Here is a 17,188-nt window from a genome sequence, read left to right as displayed (position 1 = left end):
TGATTTTTGAAGTTTCTATGTTAAAACCCTTATCGTGGTGTGTTGGCGGCCTTGCCTTGATACTGGCCGGTGCACAAACAGTTTCCATCCCGAATGACGACCAACGCGAATGGCGTGAATATCTCGGAGGCCCCGACCGCAATCATTTCTCCCCGCTGACGCAGATCAATAAGAATAATGTCAAAAACCTGAAAGTCGCCTGGACCTGGTCCATGCCCGATTCGGGGCAAACGCAGGTGAACCCGATCGTCGTGAACGGCGTGTTATACGGGGTTACGGCCACCGTGCAGGCTTTTGCGCTCGATGCGGCCACCGGAAAGCAGCTGTGGCTATTTGGTGATAAGTCCAAAAACGGTTCCAACACCAGCCGCGGCCTTACCTACTGGGAAGACGGAGACGACAAGCGCATCATGCACGCGATGGGCTCATACCTATACGCGCTCGACGCGCGCACGGGGAAAGTGATTGAGAGCTTTGGCGACAACGGGCGTATCGACCTGCACACCGGACTACCGGAAACCGCCAAAAGCAAATACATGGTTTCCAACACACCGGGGACAATCTTCGAAGACCTGATCATTATGCCTTTAAGGCTTTCGGAGGAATCCGACGCGGCGCCTGGTGACCTCCGGGCATTCAATGTGCGTACAGGTAAGCTCGTCTGGACCTTTCATACCATCCCCTATCCCGGCGAGTTCGGGTATGAAACCTTTCCTCCCGACGCATACAAAAACACATTTACTGGGGCTGCGAACAACTGGGCAGGCACGGCCATCGACCGTAAACGAGGCATATTGTATGTACCTACCGGATCGGCAGGTTACGATTTTTACGGCGGCAAACGCAAGGGAGCCAATCTGTTTGCTAACTGTTTGCTCGCGCTCGACGCACGCACGGGCAAGCGTCTCTGGCATTTTCAGACAATGCACCACGACCTCTGGGACCGCGACCTCCCCGCTCCACCGAACCTGATTACCGTCACACAAACCGGAGCCGACGGCAAACCACGCAAGATCGACGCCGTGGCACAGGTCAGCAAGCAAGGTTATATATTCCTTTTCGACCGGGTTACGGGCAAGCCCCTTTTCCCTATCAAAGAGGTTACTGCCCCCAAAGACGCATTGCCCGGTGAATATCCATGGCCGACCCAGCCCGTACCGAGCAAACCAGCCCCCTATGCCCGGCAAGCTTACACGCTGACGGAGAATGACATCAGCATTCACGCACCTGACCGCGATTCGTTGAAAATCAAATTCAAAGGCTACAAAAAGGCCCTTTTCGCAGCACCAAGTAAAGAAGGCACGGTAATCCTTCCCGGCTTCGATGGGGGCGCGGAATGGGGTGGCGCGGCAGCCGACCCGAACGAAGGCATTTTGTATGTGAACAGCAACGAAATGGCGTGGATCCTGACGATGAAAGATACGCCGAAGGAAAGCGAATTGTCCAACCTGAGTCCCGGTGAAAAGGTTTACACCACGTATTGCGTAACCTGCCACGGTGCACAGCGAAAAGGCAACGCTAAAAGCGGCTACCCGTCGCTGGTCGATATCGGTACCCGCCGCGATAAGGCATTTGTGAACCAGCTGGTCAGCTCCGGCAAAGGTATGATGCCTGGTTTCACGATGCTGACAGCCGACGAAAAGCAGGCCCTGGTTTCATTCCTGTTTGGAGATGAAAAAGTGGAGGCTGTGTCGGAAACACCTGCTTCTAAAAAAGTCTATTTGCCTTACCAGAGCACGGGCTACAACAAGTTCCTCGATGCCAACGGCCTACCTGCGATTTCGCCGCCCTGGGGCACGCTCAATGCGATTGATTTGAACACCGGTAAGTTCCTTTGGAAAATACCATTTGGTGAAGTGGAGTCACTCAAAGCAAAAGGTGTTCCCACCACCGGTACCGAAAACTATGGCGGACCCGTTGTCACGGCCAGCGGGTTGCTTTTCATCGCTGCCACGAAAGATGGGAAGTTCAGGGCATTTGATAAAAAAACCGGCAAATTGCTCTGGGAAACGCAATTGCCGGCTGCCGGGTTTGCTACACCCGCTACGTATGAAGTTAATGGAAAACAATATGTGGTGATTGCCTGCGGCGGTACCAAACTCGGGACCAAAAAAGGTAACCAATATGTAGCTTTCGCATTGGAATAGTTAAATTCCCGCAATCCACTCGATCATTTTTTTCCGCCCCGCTTCGTCGGGCAAGCGTCCTTCGCCGGCGCCGAGATTGTCTACCAGGTGCTTCACATCCGAAGTACCTGGTATCACACAAGTGACGGCGTCATTGCTGATAATATATTTCAGGAAAAACTGCGCCCAGCTTTTGATATCGTAGTCGGCGGCCCAGGCGGGCAACTCCTTCCCTTTCACGGCTCGGAACAGTGCTCCCTGCTCGAAGGGTTCATTGATGATCACCGCCACACCTTTATCCTTCGCCGCTTTCAGCAGACTTTTCTCCGCATTTCGCGAGCGTATAGAATAGTTGCATTGTACAAAATCAATATTTTCCGACTTCACGATCTGTTCCAGGCGCGTGTGGGAGGCATCGGTGTAATGGGTAATACCGATGTAGCGGATCTTTCCCGCAGTTTTCCACTCTCTGAGCGTCTTAAGATGCGTTTCCCAATCCTGCAAATTATGCACTTGCATCAGGTCGATCTTTTTCCTTTTCATTTTTCGCAACGAAGCATTCATTTGATCGATCCCCTCCTGCTTGCCGGTTGTCCACACTTTTGTGGCGAAGAAGAACTGCTCGTTCAGCTTCAAATCCGTGGTCAGGTCACCGATTACCTGCTCCGCGCGCCCATACATAGGCGAAGCATCTATCAACTTTCCACCCATTTCCTGCATTTTCTGCAAAACTTCTCTCAACGGGGCACGCTCGGAAGCGCCGGCTCCGACGTCGAACTGCTGCCATGAGCCCAGTCCAACCACCGGCAGGCGTTCGCCGGTCGAGGGGATCTTTCTTTCCAGTATCATTTTGGGATCGTTATGGGCTGAGGAAGAAAACGGGCTCAATGCCAGTCCGGCACCGGCAGCAGCCAGTCCGGCCAAAGCCTCCCGTCTTGAAAAAATATGCTTCATTGGCTGGTTAATGGGTTTTTGAAATGTTCAAGTTACGAACAAATCGCATTGGGAGCACCTGAAAGGCCAAAAATGAGAAAAGGAGCCAGGATACACCTGACTCCTTTTGCTGCACTTCACACCAAATCTGAATCTATTACTTTTTTTCGATGGATACTCCAATCTTGTAATCTTCCAGCTTGGGTGATTTTGGAAGTTCGGGGTAAGGAAGCACCTCCGAGACAGTCAAAACGTACTCTGTTCCTCCAAGCTTAAAACCTTGCTGGTTTTTAGAATCACCCTTGAATTCGAAATTCACATTCACCTGATTCGAAGCGTCGGAGATCGAGAGCACCAATTTCGCGCTTCCCATCGAAACGCAGTTGGCGTTCATCGGACAGCGGCTGTCGGCCACCTCTTTGAGCTCCACTTTCAGATCGCTTCCCGAAGTACGAACTGTGGCTGCCTTCTGGTAAGTCAGGCTGGTCGGATTCAGGTCAGCCTCAGGTGCGGCGTCGTCCTTTTTGTCACAGGAAATAGCTGCAATACAGATCAATGCGAGTAAAATCGTTCTTTTCATGCCAATAGTAGTTTTGAATTATAATGCAGAGAAACTGAATGCAGACCGATGGTTGTAACCGATTTATAAAAAATTATATTTCTTGTAGTATAGCGACGACGATTTGCCGGATTATGTGATAATTCTCATTCCCGTGACTATTATTTAACCATATGTTAATTTCCAGTGCCTATTTTTACGGTTAAACACCCAAAAATCAGCGGGATACCGAAAATCAGGAAAATATGGTCTGGTACGAAGAGGAAGTACAAAGAGTCGAAAAAGAACGATCCACACTAAACTATGAACCGGATACGATCTTCTACGGAAGTTCGAGCTTTACATTATGGACGGGCTTGTACGAGGATTTTGCAGAACTGAAACCGATTAACCTGGGCTTCGGAGGCTCCACATTGGCGGCTTGTGTGTGGTTCTTCGAACGTATTATGACCACCGTAACGGCCCCGGCCCGCATGGTGATATATGCCGGCGACAACGACCTGGGAGATGGCCGCCATCCCACGGAAGTGCTGCTCTTTTACCGCCAGCTTATTGCGCTCGTCCGGGCACGTTTTGGGGATATTCCATGCTTTTTTGTGTCGATAAAGCCGAGCTTACAGCGATGGGACATTATCGCCTCCATTCGGACTGCCAATGAATTAATCCGGGAGGAAATCGAAAAAGACCCGCATCAGCATTACATCGATATTTTCCCGCTCATGGTGAACTACCAGGGCTATCCGCGCAAGTCGCTTTTTGAAGCGGACGGGCTGCATCTGAGCGCGGACGGGTATGCAATTTGGAAGAAAGTGATTAGTGAAAACATATATGCCGTCAACGGCGCACTTCAGAAAACTTCTTAAACAAACCTTTTCGTCATGGAAAGAGCGTACCACAAGTGGTTTAGTCCGATTTTGGGTAAGTCGATGGAAATGCTTGTATTCGGTCACTCGGGAACTCCGGTCATATTTTTCCCGACGCGCTCAGCCCATTTTTACGATTTCGAAAACTGGCGGGTAATTGATGCCATGAAAGAGAAGATCGACGCCGGTTACATACAGGTATACTGCGTCGACAGCATCGATAGCGAGAGTTTTTATTCCGATTCCCCACCTCCCCTGCGCATCGCGCGCCACATCCAATACGAAAAGTACATTCTGGAAGAAGTGATCCCATTCATCCGGACACAGAACAAAAAGCGCGAGTTGATCGCCGCAGGTTGCAGCCTTGGAGGCTATCATGCTGTGAACATCGCATTCAAGCATCCTGACATTTTCACCAAAGTTGTAGGCATGAGCGCGCGCTACGATCTTACGCAGGCGCTACCCTATTTCGCGGACCTGTTCGACGGGTATTTTGATGAAAATATCTATTACAATATGCCCAATCATTTTGTGCCGGGCATTTCGGATCCTAAGTTGCTGCGACAACTAAGAGAAATGGAAATTACGCTCGTGATCGGGCGTGAGGATACTTTTCTGGACAATAACCGCCATTTAAGCGATTCGCTTCATCAACTCAGCGTGCCGCACCAGTTTTACATTTGGGACGATGAAGCCCACCGGCCCAGGTACTGGCGGGAAATGGTGAAGATATATTTGTAGTTACGCCGATAAGTTGAGTAAAGCCCATTCGTTTGTGGACCCGGATGTGAGCAACAGGGATTTCTGCGAAGCGAGACAGAACATTTTATCGATCGAAAACGGTAAATCCATTGAATCGACCCTTTGCAGCTTATCCGTTACTTTAATGATATCGATACCGTGCATTCCCTTGTTAAGAATCAGGTAATCGTCCACCATTTCGAAAGACCTCAGTGCCGAAGAAATGGATGCGGTCTCTGTAAATCCTTGGCCGTCGTATTCAAACATTTTAACGTAGCCCAGGCCTCCGACGAACATTTTTTTACCGTCCGTCGCAAATGCTATTTGGTAGCAAGTATTGGGGAGCTGACTAATTTTAATGGTCTTGCCGAACTGATTCTGATTAAGTGGCTGAGCAAATAGTTCTCCGTAATTGGTCCCGTATACAAGCAGATTTTGGTGGGGGTGCAAAGCCTGGCAAATCGGGTCTTTGCCCTTGGTCTTCGTTGCAGCACATTCACGAACATGCCCTTCCTCCGATTTTAAAATCGATATTTTCTTTCCAGCAAAGGCGATCCAAGTACCATCCTGCGCCTCGAAGAGCAACGGCAGCGTGTTGGCTGTTTTGTAAAGGCCGGATGCCCCAACCCGTTGATAATCTGCTTTTGAAAGCAACCGGAAGCCATTGGCCTGTTGCCTGATTTCATCGTAAACCGAATCGGTGAGCCTATCGTCGAAAAAGCCTCGCCATTGGTATGCGACATCCTCGTCGGTGGTTTGCCATATCAGGTCTGTGGCACCATCTGGACGGAGAAGCAGTATTCTCCAACGGTCGGCCATTAAAAAAGCGCCGGTTCTTTCCAGCGCGTGCGCGAGCTGCAATGGTACATCGAGCGGCGAGGGGATTATTTTCGATAAAATCAATTTCATAAGATTCCGATTTTCAGAACACCCCGTTCGTATAAAGACTGTCTGTTTTCAACCTCCTGACCTCCGCCTGAAACGCCTCCGAGTTTTTCTCGCCGTCAATCGCGATCAGGTAATCTTTCACCTGAAAGTCCTTAACGGGCACATCATGATATTGCATGCAAGGCTGCACTTCCCGGACGAATGAGTAACCGTTTCCGCTTTGCTGCAAGCATTCGAAGAAAACCAGCCGTACAAATGCGGACTTCGATGCAAGCAGCTGCGCATCATAATCCGACAGCACATGCTGGTCCACCGCCAACGGTTTTGAGGTAAATTCCAATGTTTTGTAAAGAGACTGCTGGGCACCTTCGTTTTTACCGAACCAGCATTCGAGCTTCACATTCACCAGCGCCGGCGTGTTATTGGCAATGTGTAATGTGAGTGGGCTGCGCTGTTGGGAAGGGAACCAGGCATACAAGTCTGTTGCTTTCTGTTTGATGACCGGCAGCAGCAAAATCAGTATTGGAATGCAGAGGATTGCCAACCCGATGGTTTTGTTTTTCCAGAACAAGGCTGCGAGCAGCACCACGCCAACCAGCCCGGCCACGTAGAAGATCCCGAGCGCCCACCCCACCGAGCTGTCGCCGGTCGGGGTGGGTTTCAGAAGGTAGTAAACTACCGCAATCAGAAGAATAATGGAGAAAATACCCAGCAATGCGAGGTAGGAGAACTTGATCATTTCAGCAGGATGTGTGTGTGAGTATTATTCCGGATCAGACTTCAAAAGGAAGATCATACTCCCTGGTATTGGGCTTCGAGCTACGTGTTTTCACGATGATCCGCGCTTTCAGCGGGCTGCCCAGCACCAGGAAATATTTCACGTACTGATCTTCGTGAAAAGTCCAGGATTTGTCTTCCAGCAAATATTCCGAAATGCCTTGTTTGCCGGCTTTGTAGGCCCATTGCTCTACGATATTGGGTTCGTAGGTGACGTAGTGCCCCATGCATATAATCTGTACGCCCGGCTGCGCGTTGTTACCGAGCTCGGTACAGCCTTCTACGAGTACATTTATGCTGGAATTGTCTTCGAGGTCTTTCACCGACCATTGGTCGAGTACGGTTTTAACATTGGCCATAACAGTTGTCCTGATTTTCGTTTTAATGAGGGCTGCAAAGAAACAACGCCCACTGAAAATCAGGACAATTCAATTATTTATCGGCCATTACAAACTATTTAGCGCCTTCACGGCTGATTTAACGTATACGCCTTGCTAACCCGCCGTATCCTGCCGTCGCTTTTGGTCATAACGTACAATTCTTTCGTGTAGCGGTTGTATTCGATACGGATATCGACGCGCTTCGAACCCGACATTTCGATCAGGTTCGTGTCCTTTCCATCGCGGGCGATCATCAGCTCGTATACCGACTGATCGCTCAGCCGGGAATCGATATTGGCATAAAAAATACGTCCGTTAACGATATCCCCGAAGATGTATTTATCCTTTAAAGCCGCAATCGGGCCTTCGTACACGTAGCCACCGCTGATCGCATTTCCGTCGATGTGATCGTATTGCAAGAACGGCTTCTCGAATTTGCCGGTTTCGGTCGCGGGCACCGGATACACATTTTTGAGATCTTTGGAAGAGATACCATAGTTCCCTTCCCGCACATTCCACCCATAATCACCGCCTTTCGTAATCACGTTCACCTCTTCAAAGTTCGACTCGCCCACCTCCGCACTGAAAAGTGTTCCATTGTGCCAGGCCAGACGGTGCGGATTGCGGAAACCGTAGGCATAGATTTCTTTATAGATATCCCCCTTTTCGTTCACGAACGGATTATCTGCCGGAATACCGTAATGCCCATTCCTGCTATTACTGCCCAGCGGATCGATGCGGATGATCGTGCCCAGCAACGAATAAAGGCTGTGGCAAAGCTGCGGGTATTTGCTGATCGTCGAGCCGCCGTCGCCGGTACCTATATATAGCAAGCCGTAGTCCTTGTCTCCTTTCGCGACATCGGGGTTAAAACCGATGTCCTGCGTGCCGTGGACCACATTAGGCACATTGATCCTCAGCAACTCTCTTCTTTTCCCTTTAAAAACCGGGCTTTTGACATCGTCGACCTTCCATTCCGAGACCACCCATTGCAATGCCACCTTGATGGTATCGCTGTACGAATAGTCGGCAGGCTTTCCTTTGGGTGCTTCCGTGTGGGTAATGTAAATTAAACCGTTATTAAGATAATCCGGATGGAATGCGAAGCTGCCGAGCCCGGTACCCAGGCCGGGTTCATTGACGAAGTTTTCAACTTCACTCCTCAGATCCACGAATGTCGATACATCTTTTCCGCTGATCCTGTAAATCAGTCCGCGCTGATCACTCACGTAAAGCGTGCCGTCCTGCGACGGGTGCGGGCGCATGTTCGCGATACGCGTGCGGGGCATCTTGTCGCTGGATGGCGGTATTGTCACGAAGTCTTCCACTTCTATCCTCAGCCTGGTCTTAATCACCGGCTGCGCCAGGCGGGCATTCGAAGCAGTATCAATTTTAACTTCCAACGGGGCTATATTGTGCGCTTTCGTTTCCGAAGCAATGTACCCCAGGATCGAACGTATTTCCTCGTCCTTCAAAAAATCAAACGGCGGCATAATCATCTTGTACCGTTTGGAAAGACTCACTGCACGCGCATTACCCGACTCGATCGCGTGGTTGGGGTTTTTAATGAAAGCGATGAGCTCCTTCTCCGAAAGCACGTTAGTAACACCACCCAGGCGCGGGCCGATCTCCTCCTGCTCCATAGTATGGCAGGAAACACAATGCGTTGTAAAAAGCTCTTCGCCTTTTGAATCGGTAGTGGTGAGCTGGTTGCCGGCAGGTGCGGATTGCTTTCTGCCCGCGCAGTTCAATAGAAGGAATGAGGCCGCGGTAATGCAGCAAACAGAACGTAGAATTAAGGTCATTCAGTGATGGGTTAGGTATTTTCAAATACGACGTTAAAGTTAGCAACCCACCCGGAAACAAAAAAAGCCGGATCGCTCCGGCTCATTCACTGACTCATGAAGGAATACTATGGTTATCCTACATTTCTTCCGTCTTTATCGAGTTTCACGAGGGCGTTTTCTTTGCCGTTCGCTACTTGTAGTTCATAATACTGTGCTTTGTCGGGCTCGGTTACCAGAAATGCCTTTTTCACCGTCCAGCCCTTAAAGTCGTCGCTCTTGATTGTTTTCTGAATCCCCTCCGGTAGATCTGCGGTTTTCACCTCTACCTTCTCTTGCTGGCTCGCCTTGGTTGTTTTTTGTGCCACCGCTTCCTGATGCGCTGAATGATCAGCCGTCTGGGCTTGTACAGAAACAAATGAGATGAGCGTCAGGGCCAATGCCAATACTACTAGCTTTTTCATAATCCTTGTTTTTTAGACAACTATTAATGTTTTTGGTCTCGTGCATTCGCACTGTTGCCCATTTATTCCAACAGGATTATGCCAAAACTCGCAACTATCTGATTTTTAAATAATTACAAATATTCTATTAGTTTAATAGTGTTTACCTAAATCCACGTTTTGTGGGAATTTGTCTTCAAAAAACCTCAAAATAAAAACTGCCCGTACTGTACAGCACGGGCAGTTGATAAGGTAGGTTGCTCAAAACCTGTTACTTGTCGTAACCAGGGTTTTGAACCAGCTTCGCATTACGGTTGATTTCGTCGCGGCTGAATGGACGGAAATACATTTTATCCACCCACGTACGGTTTTCGTGCGCTTTGTCCTCGGTCGGCGTGTAAGTATAGTCGTAAACGGTCGGATCGTAGTGATACGGCTCTTTCATCGACTTGCCGGCCTTAAACTTACCGATCACAGTAATGAACTGCAACGAACGGCCCAAAGTAGTCGGAGCGATCATCCAGCGACGTGCGTCGTGGTAACGCTGCTCTTCGTAAGCCATTTCAATGCGTTTTTCCTGGCGGTAAGCCTCTCTTAAAGCATTACCCGAAACTTTCAACGCAGGCATACCAGCGCGGAAACGGATTTTGTTCAGCCATTCAAGTGCTACCGCATCCTGGCCCAGCTCGATGCTGGCTTCGATATAGTTGAATGCAACCTCGGTCACACGAATGAACGGCCATGGGATATTCTGACGGTCGGTGTTGTCGTACAGCGCAGGGTTCGGATCGATGAACTTACGCATGTAGTAACCCGTACGGCTTCCGTTCCAATCTTCGATAGAGCTGCTGCGGGTATCCAATCCTTTGCGGTTGAACAATGCATTTTTCTCATCAAGCAAATCGTAAGAACCGGTCTGAATCTGGTTAGCAGGATCTTTCGCATCGGAAGGACGTGGTTTCCAGTTAGCACCATCATACATCACCGTTGCGTAGAAACGCGGATCGCGGTTCACATAAGGATTAGCCTTATGTGTAGGATTGGTCCAGGAGAACTTTGTTCCGTCCATCATTTCATAATCATCTACCAGCAAACCGATCGGTGTGTTACCAGCCCAGTTGTGGTAACCGTTAGGACCGTTGTTCAAACCGGTCTGACGTGCGCCGTCCGAAGTCTGGCTGGCCGTGAAATAGCGACCGAAGATAATATCGTCGCCACCGGAAGCATCCAGGGTTTTGTCGGCGCTGTATCCGGCCATGGCAATCGAAATGTAGTTGATTTTACCCTGCGCGGCGGTAACCGGCGCGGTAAGGTTAAGCTTGTAACCTGCTTTCGCATCCAATGCGGCTTTCGCGGCAGCCTGCGCAGCCGTCCAGCGTGCTTTGCGTTCGCCGGCGGTGTAACCCAGAAACTCGGGATTCGGGAATTCAGCGATCACCGCCGATTTCGCTTTTGCGGTAGGAACATCGTGCAAGTCACTTGCTGCGTACAGCAAAACGCGTGATTTCAAAGCCAGTGCAGATACTTCCGACGCGCGGCCTTTTTGGTCTGCCTTGCCTTTCAGCAATGCAGCGGCACTGTCGCAATCCGCCACGATGAACTTCACGCATTCCTCGAAGGTATTCCTTGCGACGGAGTAATCTTCATTCAATGCGTACACCTTCGTGATAAGAGGTACCGAACCGTAGTAGCGAATCAGCTGCTGGTAGTAATAAGCACGCAAGAAGTGCGCTTCGCCTTTCAAACGGTCCTTCAAAGTCTGATCTGTGAAGGTAGACGTCGGCAACTCCTGGATTGCCTGGTTAGTGGCGCGAATGCGGGTGTACATAGGCCCCCATCCATAAGTATCGTCCACCCAGCCCAGGTTGGACGGACTCAGACTACCTTCGTTGATAGTATTGATATTACGTCCGGTGTGGGTAAATACCGCTTCGTCGGAAAGAGAGGCAAGCATTTGCTCACTGAAACCTCCCTGCTGCAATCCCTGGTAAATCCCCGTAACAAACCCTTCGGCCAATGCACCGTCTTTCCAGACCTCGTCGGTAGGGATCTCGGTGGGCGGCGTTACATCCAGAAAGTCAGTGTCGCACGACACCAGTCCGGATGTGGCCAGTGCCGCCAGAAAAATCCAATTTTTATAACTCAGTTTCATTTTTTTAATCTTAGAAAGTTACACGTACACCTGCATTAAGAACTCGCGACTGCGGATAGTATTGTCCGTTGGTAGAAGTCGCTTCCGGGTCCCAGATCTTGATTTTGTCGAACGTGAACAGGTTCAATCCGTTCACATACACACGCAGGTTACCCACACCGATTTTCGAACCGATTTCCGAAGGCAGGTTATAGCCCAGCTCGATGTTTTTCAGACGTAGGTAGTTATTGCTTTTGAGATAATAAGTGTTTGCACCTGGAGAATCCGCGTTCGTAAGGTTAGTATAGTAAGTGTTATTGCGGTTAGCGAGGCGCGGATCCGTCGAGCTTGGATTATCGATCGTCCAGCGGTGGTCGTAGGCGTATTTCAAATAGTTACCAATGTCACCCGATTCTGTCTGACCCACATATTGCAATCCACCCGCAGCACCCTGGAACAGGATAGACAAATCGAATGCTTTGTAGCCAAGGTTGATGTTCACACCTCCGGTGAAGCGCGGACGGTTGGTTTTTTCCGAACGAACCATATCATCCTTAGTGATTTTACCATCATTGTTTACATCCTTGAACTTCATATCACCCGGACGGAGTGTACCTGTGATACCCGAGTAATTGATCGTATTGGCATCGATTTCGGCCTGGTCGCGGAAAACGCCGTCATACTGGTATGCGAGGAATGCCTGGTAAGGACGGCCGGTAGTAGTTTGGTAGGAAGGTATACCCGGTGTTTCGTTCCAGTATTTGATTGTGTTTTTGGCATAGCCACCATTCACACCTATCGAGTAGGTAAAATTGTCGACCGAGCCGTCGTAGCTCACCTTAAATTCAAAACCCTTGTTTTGCAGCTTACCAAGGTTTACAGGAGGAAGCTTGCCATCGATACCTGCCGACGAAGGCGTTGAACCCGTCATCGGGATCAGGATTTTCGAGCGGTTATTGATAAAGTAGTCGATTTCAAATGCGATACGGTCTTTCCACAAAGTACCTTCGATACCGAAGTTGGAGTTGTTGGCAACCTCCCAGGTGAAGTTGTTGTTCGCCACGCGCGATTCAAGCAGGGTTTTCACTACCTGATCGTTCACGATATAAGTACCAAAGCCCATTGTATTGAGGTATTGGTATTCGGCCAGTGTCTCTGTTCCGAGCAAATACGGCTCAGCACCCATTTGTCCCCACGATGCACGCAGTTTCACGTTGTTCACGAAGTGGATATTGTTTTTCCAGAATCCCTCTTCGGAAATACGCCAACCTGCCGATACGCCAGGGAAGAAACCAAAACGGCCTTGTTTCGGGAACACATAAGAACCATCCGCACGCCACAGGAATTCGGCCAGGTATTTTTCTTTAAAGTTGTAACCCACACGACCGAAATAGCTCAAACGTGCCCGTTTGTACAAATCACCATTGTTGGTACCCGAGTTTCCGATGTTCTGCTCAGGCGTACCACCCGCGAAAAGCTGGTCTACAACCGGAGAGATGAAGTAACGACGGTAAGCGAAGAAACCATCGGCATCCACCGTCTCGCGCTGCACACCCACCATCGCATTGAAGTTATGCGAGCCGAATGTCTTCTCGTAAGAAGCCTGGCCTGTCAGCTGGATAGATAGCTCTTGCGAAGAAGTTTCAGTCAAACGCGGATCGTTGAACGTCGAACGTACAGTACCGGTCAACAGAGGCGTCGTGCCATCGGCTTCGTAAGTCTTTTTATCCCAGTAATAAAGCGTCCACGGCTTCTGGAACGACTTCTGACGACGCATTTGCTTATCCACTGCCGCCATTGCAGTCACTTTCAAGCCCGGTACGCCAGGAACGTCGATGTCCAATTGGCCGTTCGTCTGGATGTAATCGCGCTTGTCGTTGTTGTAACCTGTTGTATTGGTAGTAATTACGGCAGGGTTCTGGCCATTTTCGATATCCGGACCAGGACGTCCATCCGGCCAGATCGCGATTTCGGTTGGCTTACCACGCATGAGCATACGGAAAATATCGCCCGCGCCACCACCGTTGGGGAAACGACGGAACTCTTCGCGCATTACCACACCTAGCTTGGCAGTCACATATTTATTGATCTTCGTATCGAGGTTCACACGCATGTCGTATTGCTTGTAGCCCGTCGCAGAATTCACGTAGTTACCATCCTGGTTGATATAACCCAATGAAGCAAGGTATTTGATATTCTCGCTACCACCTGTCAATTGCAGGTTGTGGCGTTGCTGAGGTGACCAATTCCGGATCACCGAGCCATACCAGTCGGTATTCGGGTGGGTCAGCGGGTCGGAACCGTCGCGGAACTTTTGAAGGTCGGTCGGAGTATACACCGCGCTCAGTACGTTGCCGTTATCGGTACGGGTATAAGAACCGTTCGTGTTGAACCCTTGCAACGCACCCTGCCACTGTCCTACCGGCAGGTTGTCGTAGATCTGCAACTCGTTACGGATAGTAGCATATTCCGCTGCATTCGACATTTGCGGTGTGCGGGTTGGCTGTGCAATACCCAGGTTCAGATCGTATGAAAGCTGTGGCTTACCACTTTTCCCGCGTTTGGTGGTAATCAGGATTACCCCGTTACCCGCGCGTGAACCATAGATCGCCGCAGCAGCATCTTTCAGTACCGAAATACTTTCGATGTCAGCAGGGTTCAGACGATCCAGACCACCGGAACGGTTAGGAACACCGTCCACAACGATCAGCGCATTGCTGTTACCCAGCGAGTTGGTACCACGGATACGGATCGCTGAGCCGTCGTAACCTGGCTCACCGCTCGATTGCACCGCGGAAACGCCTGGTAGGCGTCCTCCCAATGTGTTTGAAAGGTTGGTAGAAGGCGCTTTTTGAAGCTCGGCACCTTTCACGGCCGTTACCGAACCGGTCAGGGTAGCTTTCTTGGCGGTACCATAACCCACGACCACGACTTCGTCAAGCGCTTTGGTATCGGCTGCCATTTTCACATCCAGGCTCGTTTTGTTGCCCAGTGGAATCTCCTGCGTAATGTACCCGATGAAGGAAAACACGAGCGTTGCCGTACCCGGAGCATTCACAGTATAATTACCTTCAATGTCCGTCACCGTACCTGTGGAGGTCCCTTTCACCAGGATGCTCACGCCGGGCAACCCCTGCCCTTGCTCATCATTCACTTTTCCCTTCACCGTTACGTCCTGAGCGTACGCACCGGTCATGACCAGCAAGGTCAACAGAAGGGAGTAAAAATACCGCGTTAGGCTACGGTACTTTTCCCGTTCAGAAATCATCATAGATTAAGTATAGATAGATAGTAGATAGTTAAAAAAATTATAAAAAAATGAAAAGATATTACAACTGGGTTTCATGCATAAGCCCTTGTTTTTCAACAAGTCAGAGAAGTGTCTACCATACACAATTTGTCTTACTTATAATTTTTAAAGTCCTATTTTTAAAATATCGCTCCGTAACCGGACGGCGATTTATTTATACTTGACAGGGGAGCTAAACTCGAAAATGTTATATTTTGTAATCCGGCAATACCGAGGCGGACTATATGAGTAACCGGATGTACAAAAAGATATGAAATTATTTACATAAACAAGCATTCCTGCTTTCTGAATATGTTTTCTTGAAAAATAACCACTAGTTACTTAACGTATACTACTAACCGGTCTCTATACGCAGCAACTAGTTGGATAGACAACAAAAAACCGCTCCCATTGCATGGAAACGGCATTTATAGAGATACTAATAACAATTTTGCAGAAACTTACCTGATTTTTGCAGCTTCACCCGCAAATGCGCGTACGTAAACGATTCAATCTTTTAAAAATTATATTTTAGCAGATTAAAAAGCGATTAACGGGCGGTCCACCCGCCGTCGACGGTAAGAATCGAGCCCACCATGTAGCTGGCCGCATTACTGGACAAAAAAATGGCAGCACCCTGAATTTCATGCAGATGGCCCCAGCGGCGGAGCGCGGTGGCGCCAAGGATAATATCACGGGCATCATCGCTTTCAGCGATGGGAATATTCATCTCAGTCAGGAACGGGCCGGGACATATGGCGTTCACCATGATATCGTAAGGAGCAAGTTCCAGGGCCAGCGCGCGGGTCATTTGCACGATGGCTCCTTTGCTGGCCGTATAAGGTGTGCGGTTGGCGAGCCCCACCAGCCCCAGCGTGCTGGCCAGATTAATGATCCGGCCGCTGTGCTGCGCTTTCATATGGGGTGCCACAGCCCTGCATGAGAGCCACGTACCCGTCACGTTAACGTCCATAACGTGCTTAAAATCGGCCGTCGATAGCTCATCTATCGGCCCGCGGATATTGATCCCCGCACTATTGATCAGAATGTCGATCTTCCCGAAACTTTCCAGGGCAAAAGCCACCATTGCGTGCACCTGCTCCTCGCGGGTAATATCGGCAGCGTAGGAAAGCACGCGCGTGCCGAACGAAATGCATAGCTCGGCAGCACTGCGCTCACCGTCAACAGCACTCCGGTTGACCAATAAAATATCGCAGCCCGCGGAAGCCAAACCCGCCGCCATTGCCAGTCCAAGGCCCTTGGAGCCTCCCGTGACAATGGCGACCTTCCCGGTAAGGTCAAATTGTTTGATGCCTGGTAGAACGTCCTGTACCATGGCAATCAATACTGATGAAATGCTTGGGAAACAAATGCCAATACTTCCGGCAGCGACTCGCGCCAGTACGTCCACGTGTGTCCGCCCTCACGCACACGGAACTCGTGCGGCACTTCTTTTTTGCGTAATGCAATGTGAACGAGACTGTTCCCTTCGTAGAGAAAATCATCATCACCGCAATCGATATACCAGCGCACGGCTTTCTTCTGATCTTCGGCGATATTGTTGATCAATGCCAGCGCACTGTGCCGGTTATAATATCTTTCTACGGTCGAATCGGCGATATTCGGGTTGTTCCTGATCAGGTTCTTCTTCGCGTCTTCCACCGTGATCGGTCCGGTAGATGCACTGAGCGGACAGGCCGATGAAAATAGCTCGGGATGGTGTAATGCGTACATAAAACTACCCCCGCCGCCCATCGAAAGCCCTGCAATGGCCCGAAACCGCTTTTCTCCTTTAATGCGGAATTTCTTCTCGACGTAAGGCATCAGTTCGGTGAAGAAAAAGTCTTCGTAGTTCCAATCTCCCTTCACGTCATTGAAATACCCTCTCCTGCCCGTATTCGCATCCGGCATGACAATGATCATCGGTGTAGCGGTGCCTTCACGGATGGCCTTATCGGCGATATGCAGCACCTCACCAAACTGTAGCCAGCCTGTATGGTCGTCGCCGGCGCCGTGCAGCAGGTACATAACGGGATAGCTTCGCTCGGAGGTTGCATAATCCGGCGGCAGGTAAACGGCAAACTTTCTTTCGGATTTGAGCAACTTGGAGGGCAATGACAGATTATCGAGCACCTTCCCCGTCTGGGCAAGGGCCGGGATGGCCAGCATTGCGGCCATTGCGATCGCAGATATGATCTTCATACCGGAAACAATTGGATTTGGGTTGAAATAACAAAAGCGGGAGACGCTGTGCATCTCCCGCCCGATATGAAG

14 protein-coding genes are annotated in these 17,188 nt (G+C 49.9%); 3 read left to right on the top strand and 11 right to left on the bottom strand.

All coding sequences use genetic code 11. The features are described 5' to 3' along the window. Positions 1–17 precede the first annotated feature (17 nt). Positions 18–2,147, top strand: coding sequence for an outer membrane protein assembly factor BamB family protein (locus CLV60_RS09860; RefSeq protein WP_106595209.1), 2,130 nt, complete (start codon positions 18–20; stop codon positions 2,145–2,147). Here CLV60_RS09860 and CLV60_RS09855 read toward each other — a convergent pair whose 3' ends face one another. After that, positions 2,148–3,080 carry an aldo/keto reductase gene (locus CLV60_RS09855; protein WP_106595208.1) on the bottom strand — a complete coding sequence of 311 codons (933 nt, stop codon included), beginning with the start codon at positions 3,078–3,080 and terminating at the stop codon, positions 2,148–2,150. 136 nt (positions 3,081–3,216) lie between these two features. After that, on the bottom strand, positions 3,217–3,639 hold the full coding sequence (locus CLV60_RS09850; protein ID WP_106595207.1) for a hypothetical protein: 423 nt from the start codon (positions 3,637–3,639) through the stop codon (positions 3,217–3,219). A 224-nt stretch (positions 3,640–3,863) separates the two neighbouring features. On the opposite strand from CLV60_RS09850, the gene CLV60_RS09845 reads away from it, so the two are divergent. Continuing rightward, positions 3,864–4,481: a GDSL-type esterase/lipase family protein gene (locus CLV60_RS09845; RefSeq protein ID WP_106595206.1), complete on the top strand. Its 618-nt coding sequence runs from the start codon at positions 3,864–3,866 to the stop codon at positions 4,479–4,481. A gap of 15 nt (positions 4,482–4,496) precedes the next feature. Then, the gene (locus CLV60_RS09840) at positions 4,497–5,222 is read left to right on the top strand and encodes an esterase family protein (RefSeq protein WP_106595205.1); all 726 of its coding nucleotides are present in this window, start codon (positions 4,497–4,499) and stop codon (positions 5,220–5,222) included. On the opposite strand, the gene CLV60_RS09835 is transcribed toward CLV60_RS09840, so the two are convergent. From CLV60_RS09835 to CLV60_RS09795, 9 genes are all read right to left on the bottom strand, one after another. Further along, positions 5,223–6,131, bottom strand: a complete 909-nt coding sequence (locus tag CLV60_RS09835; RefSeq protein ID WP_106595204.1) for a hypothetical protein — start codon at positions 6,129–6,131, stop codon at positions 5,223–5,225. It lies immediately after the preceding gene. A gap of 13 nt (positions 6,132–6,144) precedes the next feature. Further along, positions 6,145–6,849, bottom strand: coding sequence for a hypothetical protein (locus CLV60_RS09830; protein WP_106595203.1), 705 nt, complete (start codon positions 6,847–6,849; stop codon positions 6,145–6,147). A 34-nt stretch (positions 6,850–6,883) separates the two neighbouring features. Continuing rightward, positions 6,884–7,246 (bottom strand): hypothetical protein, encoded by a 363-nt coding sequence (locus tag CLV60_RS09825; RefSeq protein WP_106595202.1) that lies wholly within the window; start codon positions 7,244–7,246, stop codon positions 6,884–6,886. Positions 7,247–7,353: 107 nt separating this feature from the next. Next, positions 7,354–9,072 carry a PQQ-dependent sugar dehydrogenase gene (locus CLV60_RS09820; RefSeq protein ID WP_106595201.1) on the bottom strand — a complete coding sequence of 573 codons (1,719 nt, stop codon included), beginning with the start codon at positions 9,070–9,072 and terminating at the stop codon, positions 7,354–7,356. A gap of 113 nt (positions 9,073–9,185) precedes the next feature. Beyond that, positions 9,186–9,515 carry a hypothetical protein gene (locus CLV60_RS09815; protein ID WP_106595200.1) on the bottom strand — a complete coding sequence of 110 codons (330 nt, stop codon included), beginning with the start codon at positions 9,513–9,515 and terminating at the stop codon, positions 9,186–9,188. Positions 9,516–9,765: 250 nt separating this feature from the next. Further along, complete coding sequence (locus CLV60_RS09810; protein ID WP_106595199.1) at positions 9,766–11,646, bottom strand: RagB/SusD family nutrient uptake outer membrane protein; 1,881 nt, start codon at positions 11,644–11,646, stop codon at positions 9,766–9,768. A gap of 10 nt (positions 11,647–11,656) precedes the next feature. After that, the gene (locus CLV60_RS09805; protein ID WP_229210899.1) at positions 11,657–14,896 is read right to left on the bottom strand and encodes a SusC/RagA family TonB-linked outer membrane protein; all 3,240 of its coding nucleotides are present in this window, start codon (positions 14,894–14,896) and stop codon (positions 11,657–11,659) included. Between the two features lie 568 nt (positions 14,897–15,464). After that, positions 15,465–16,250 carry an SDR family NAD(P)-dependent oxidoreductase gene (locus CLV60_RS09800; protein WP_106595451.1) on the bottom strand — a complete coding sequence of 262 codons (786 nt, stop codon included), beginning with the start codon at positions 16,248–16,250 and terminating at the stop codon, positions 15,465–15,467. 5 nt (positions 16,251–16,255) lie between these two features. Beyond that, positions 16,256–17,116 carry an alpha/beta hydrolase gene (locus CLV60_RS09795; protein ID WP_106595198.1) on the bottom strand — a complete coding sequence of 287 codons (861 nt, stop codon included), beginning with the start codon at positions 17,114–17,116 and terminating at the stop codon, positions 16,256–16,258. Positions 17,117–17,188: the final 72 nt, after the last annotated feature.

It is taken from the genome of Dyadobacter jiangsuensis, assembly GCF_003014695.1.
Taxonomy (GTDB): Bacteria; Bacteroidota; Bacteroidia; order Cytophagales; family Spirosomataceae; genus Dyadobacter; species Dyadobacter jiangsuensis.
This window is presented reverse-complemented; position numbering and strand designations above follow the sequence as displayed.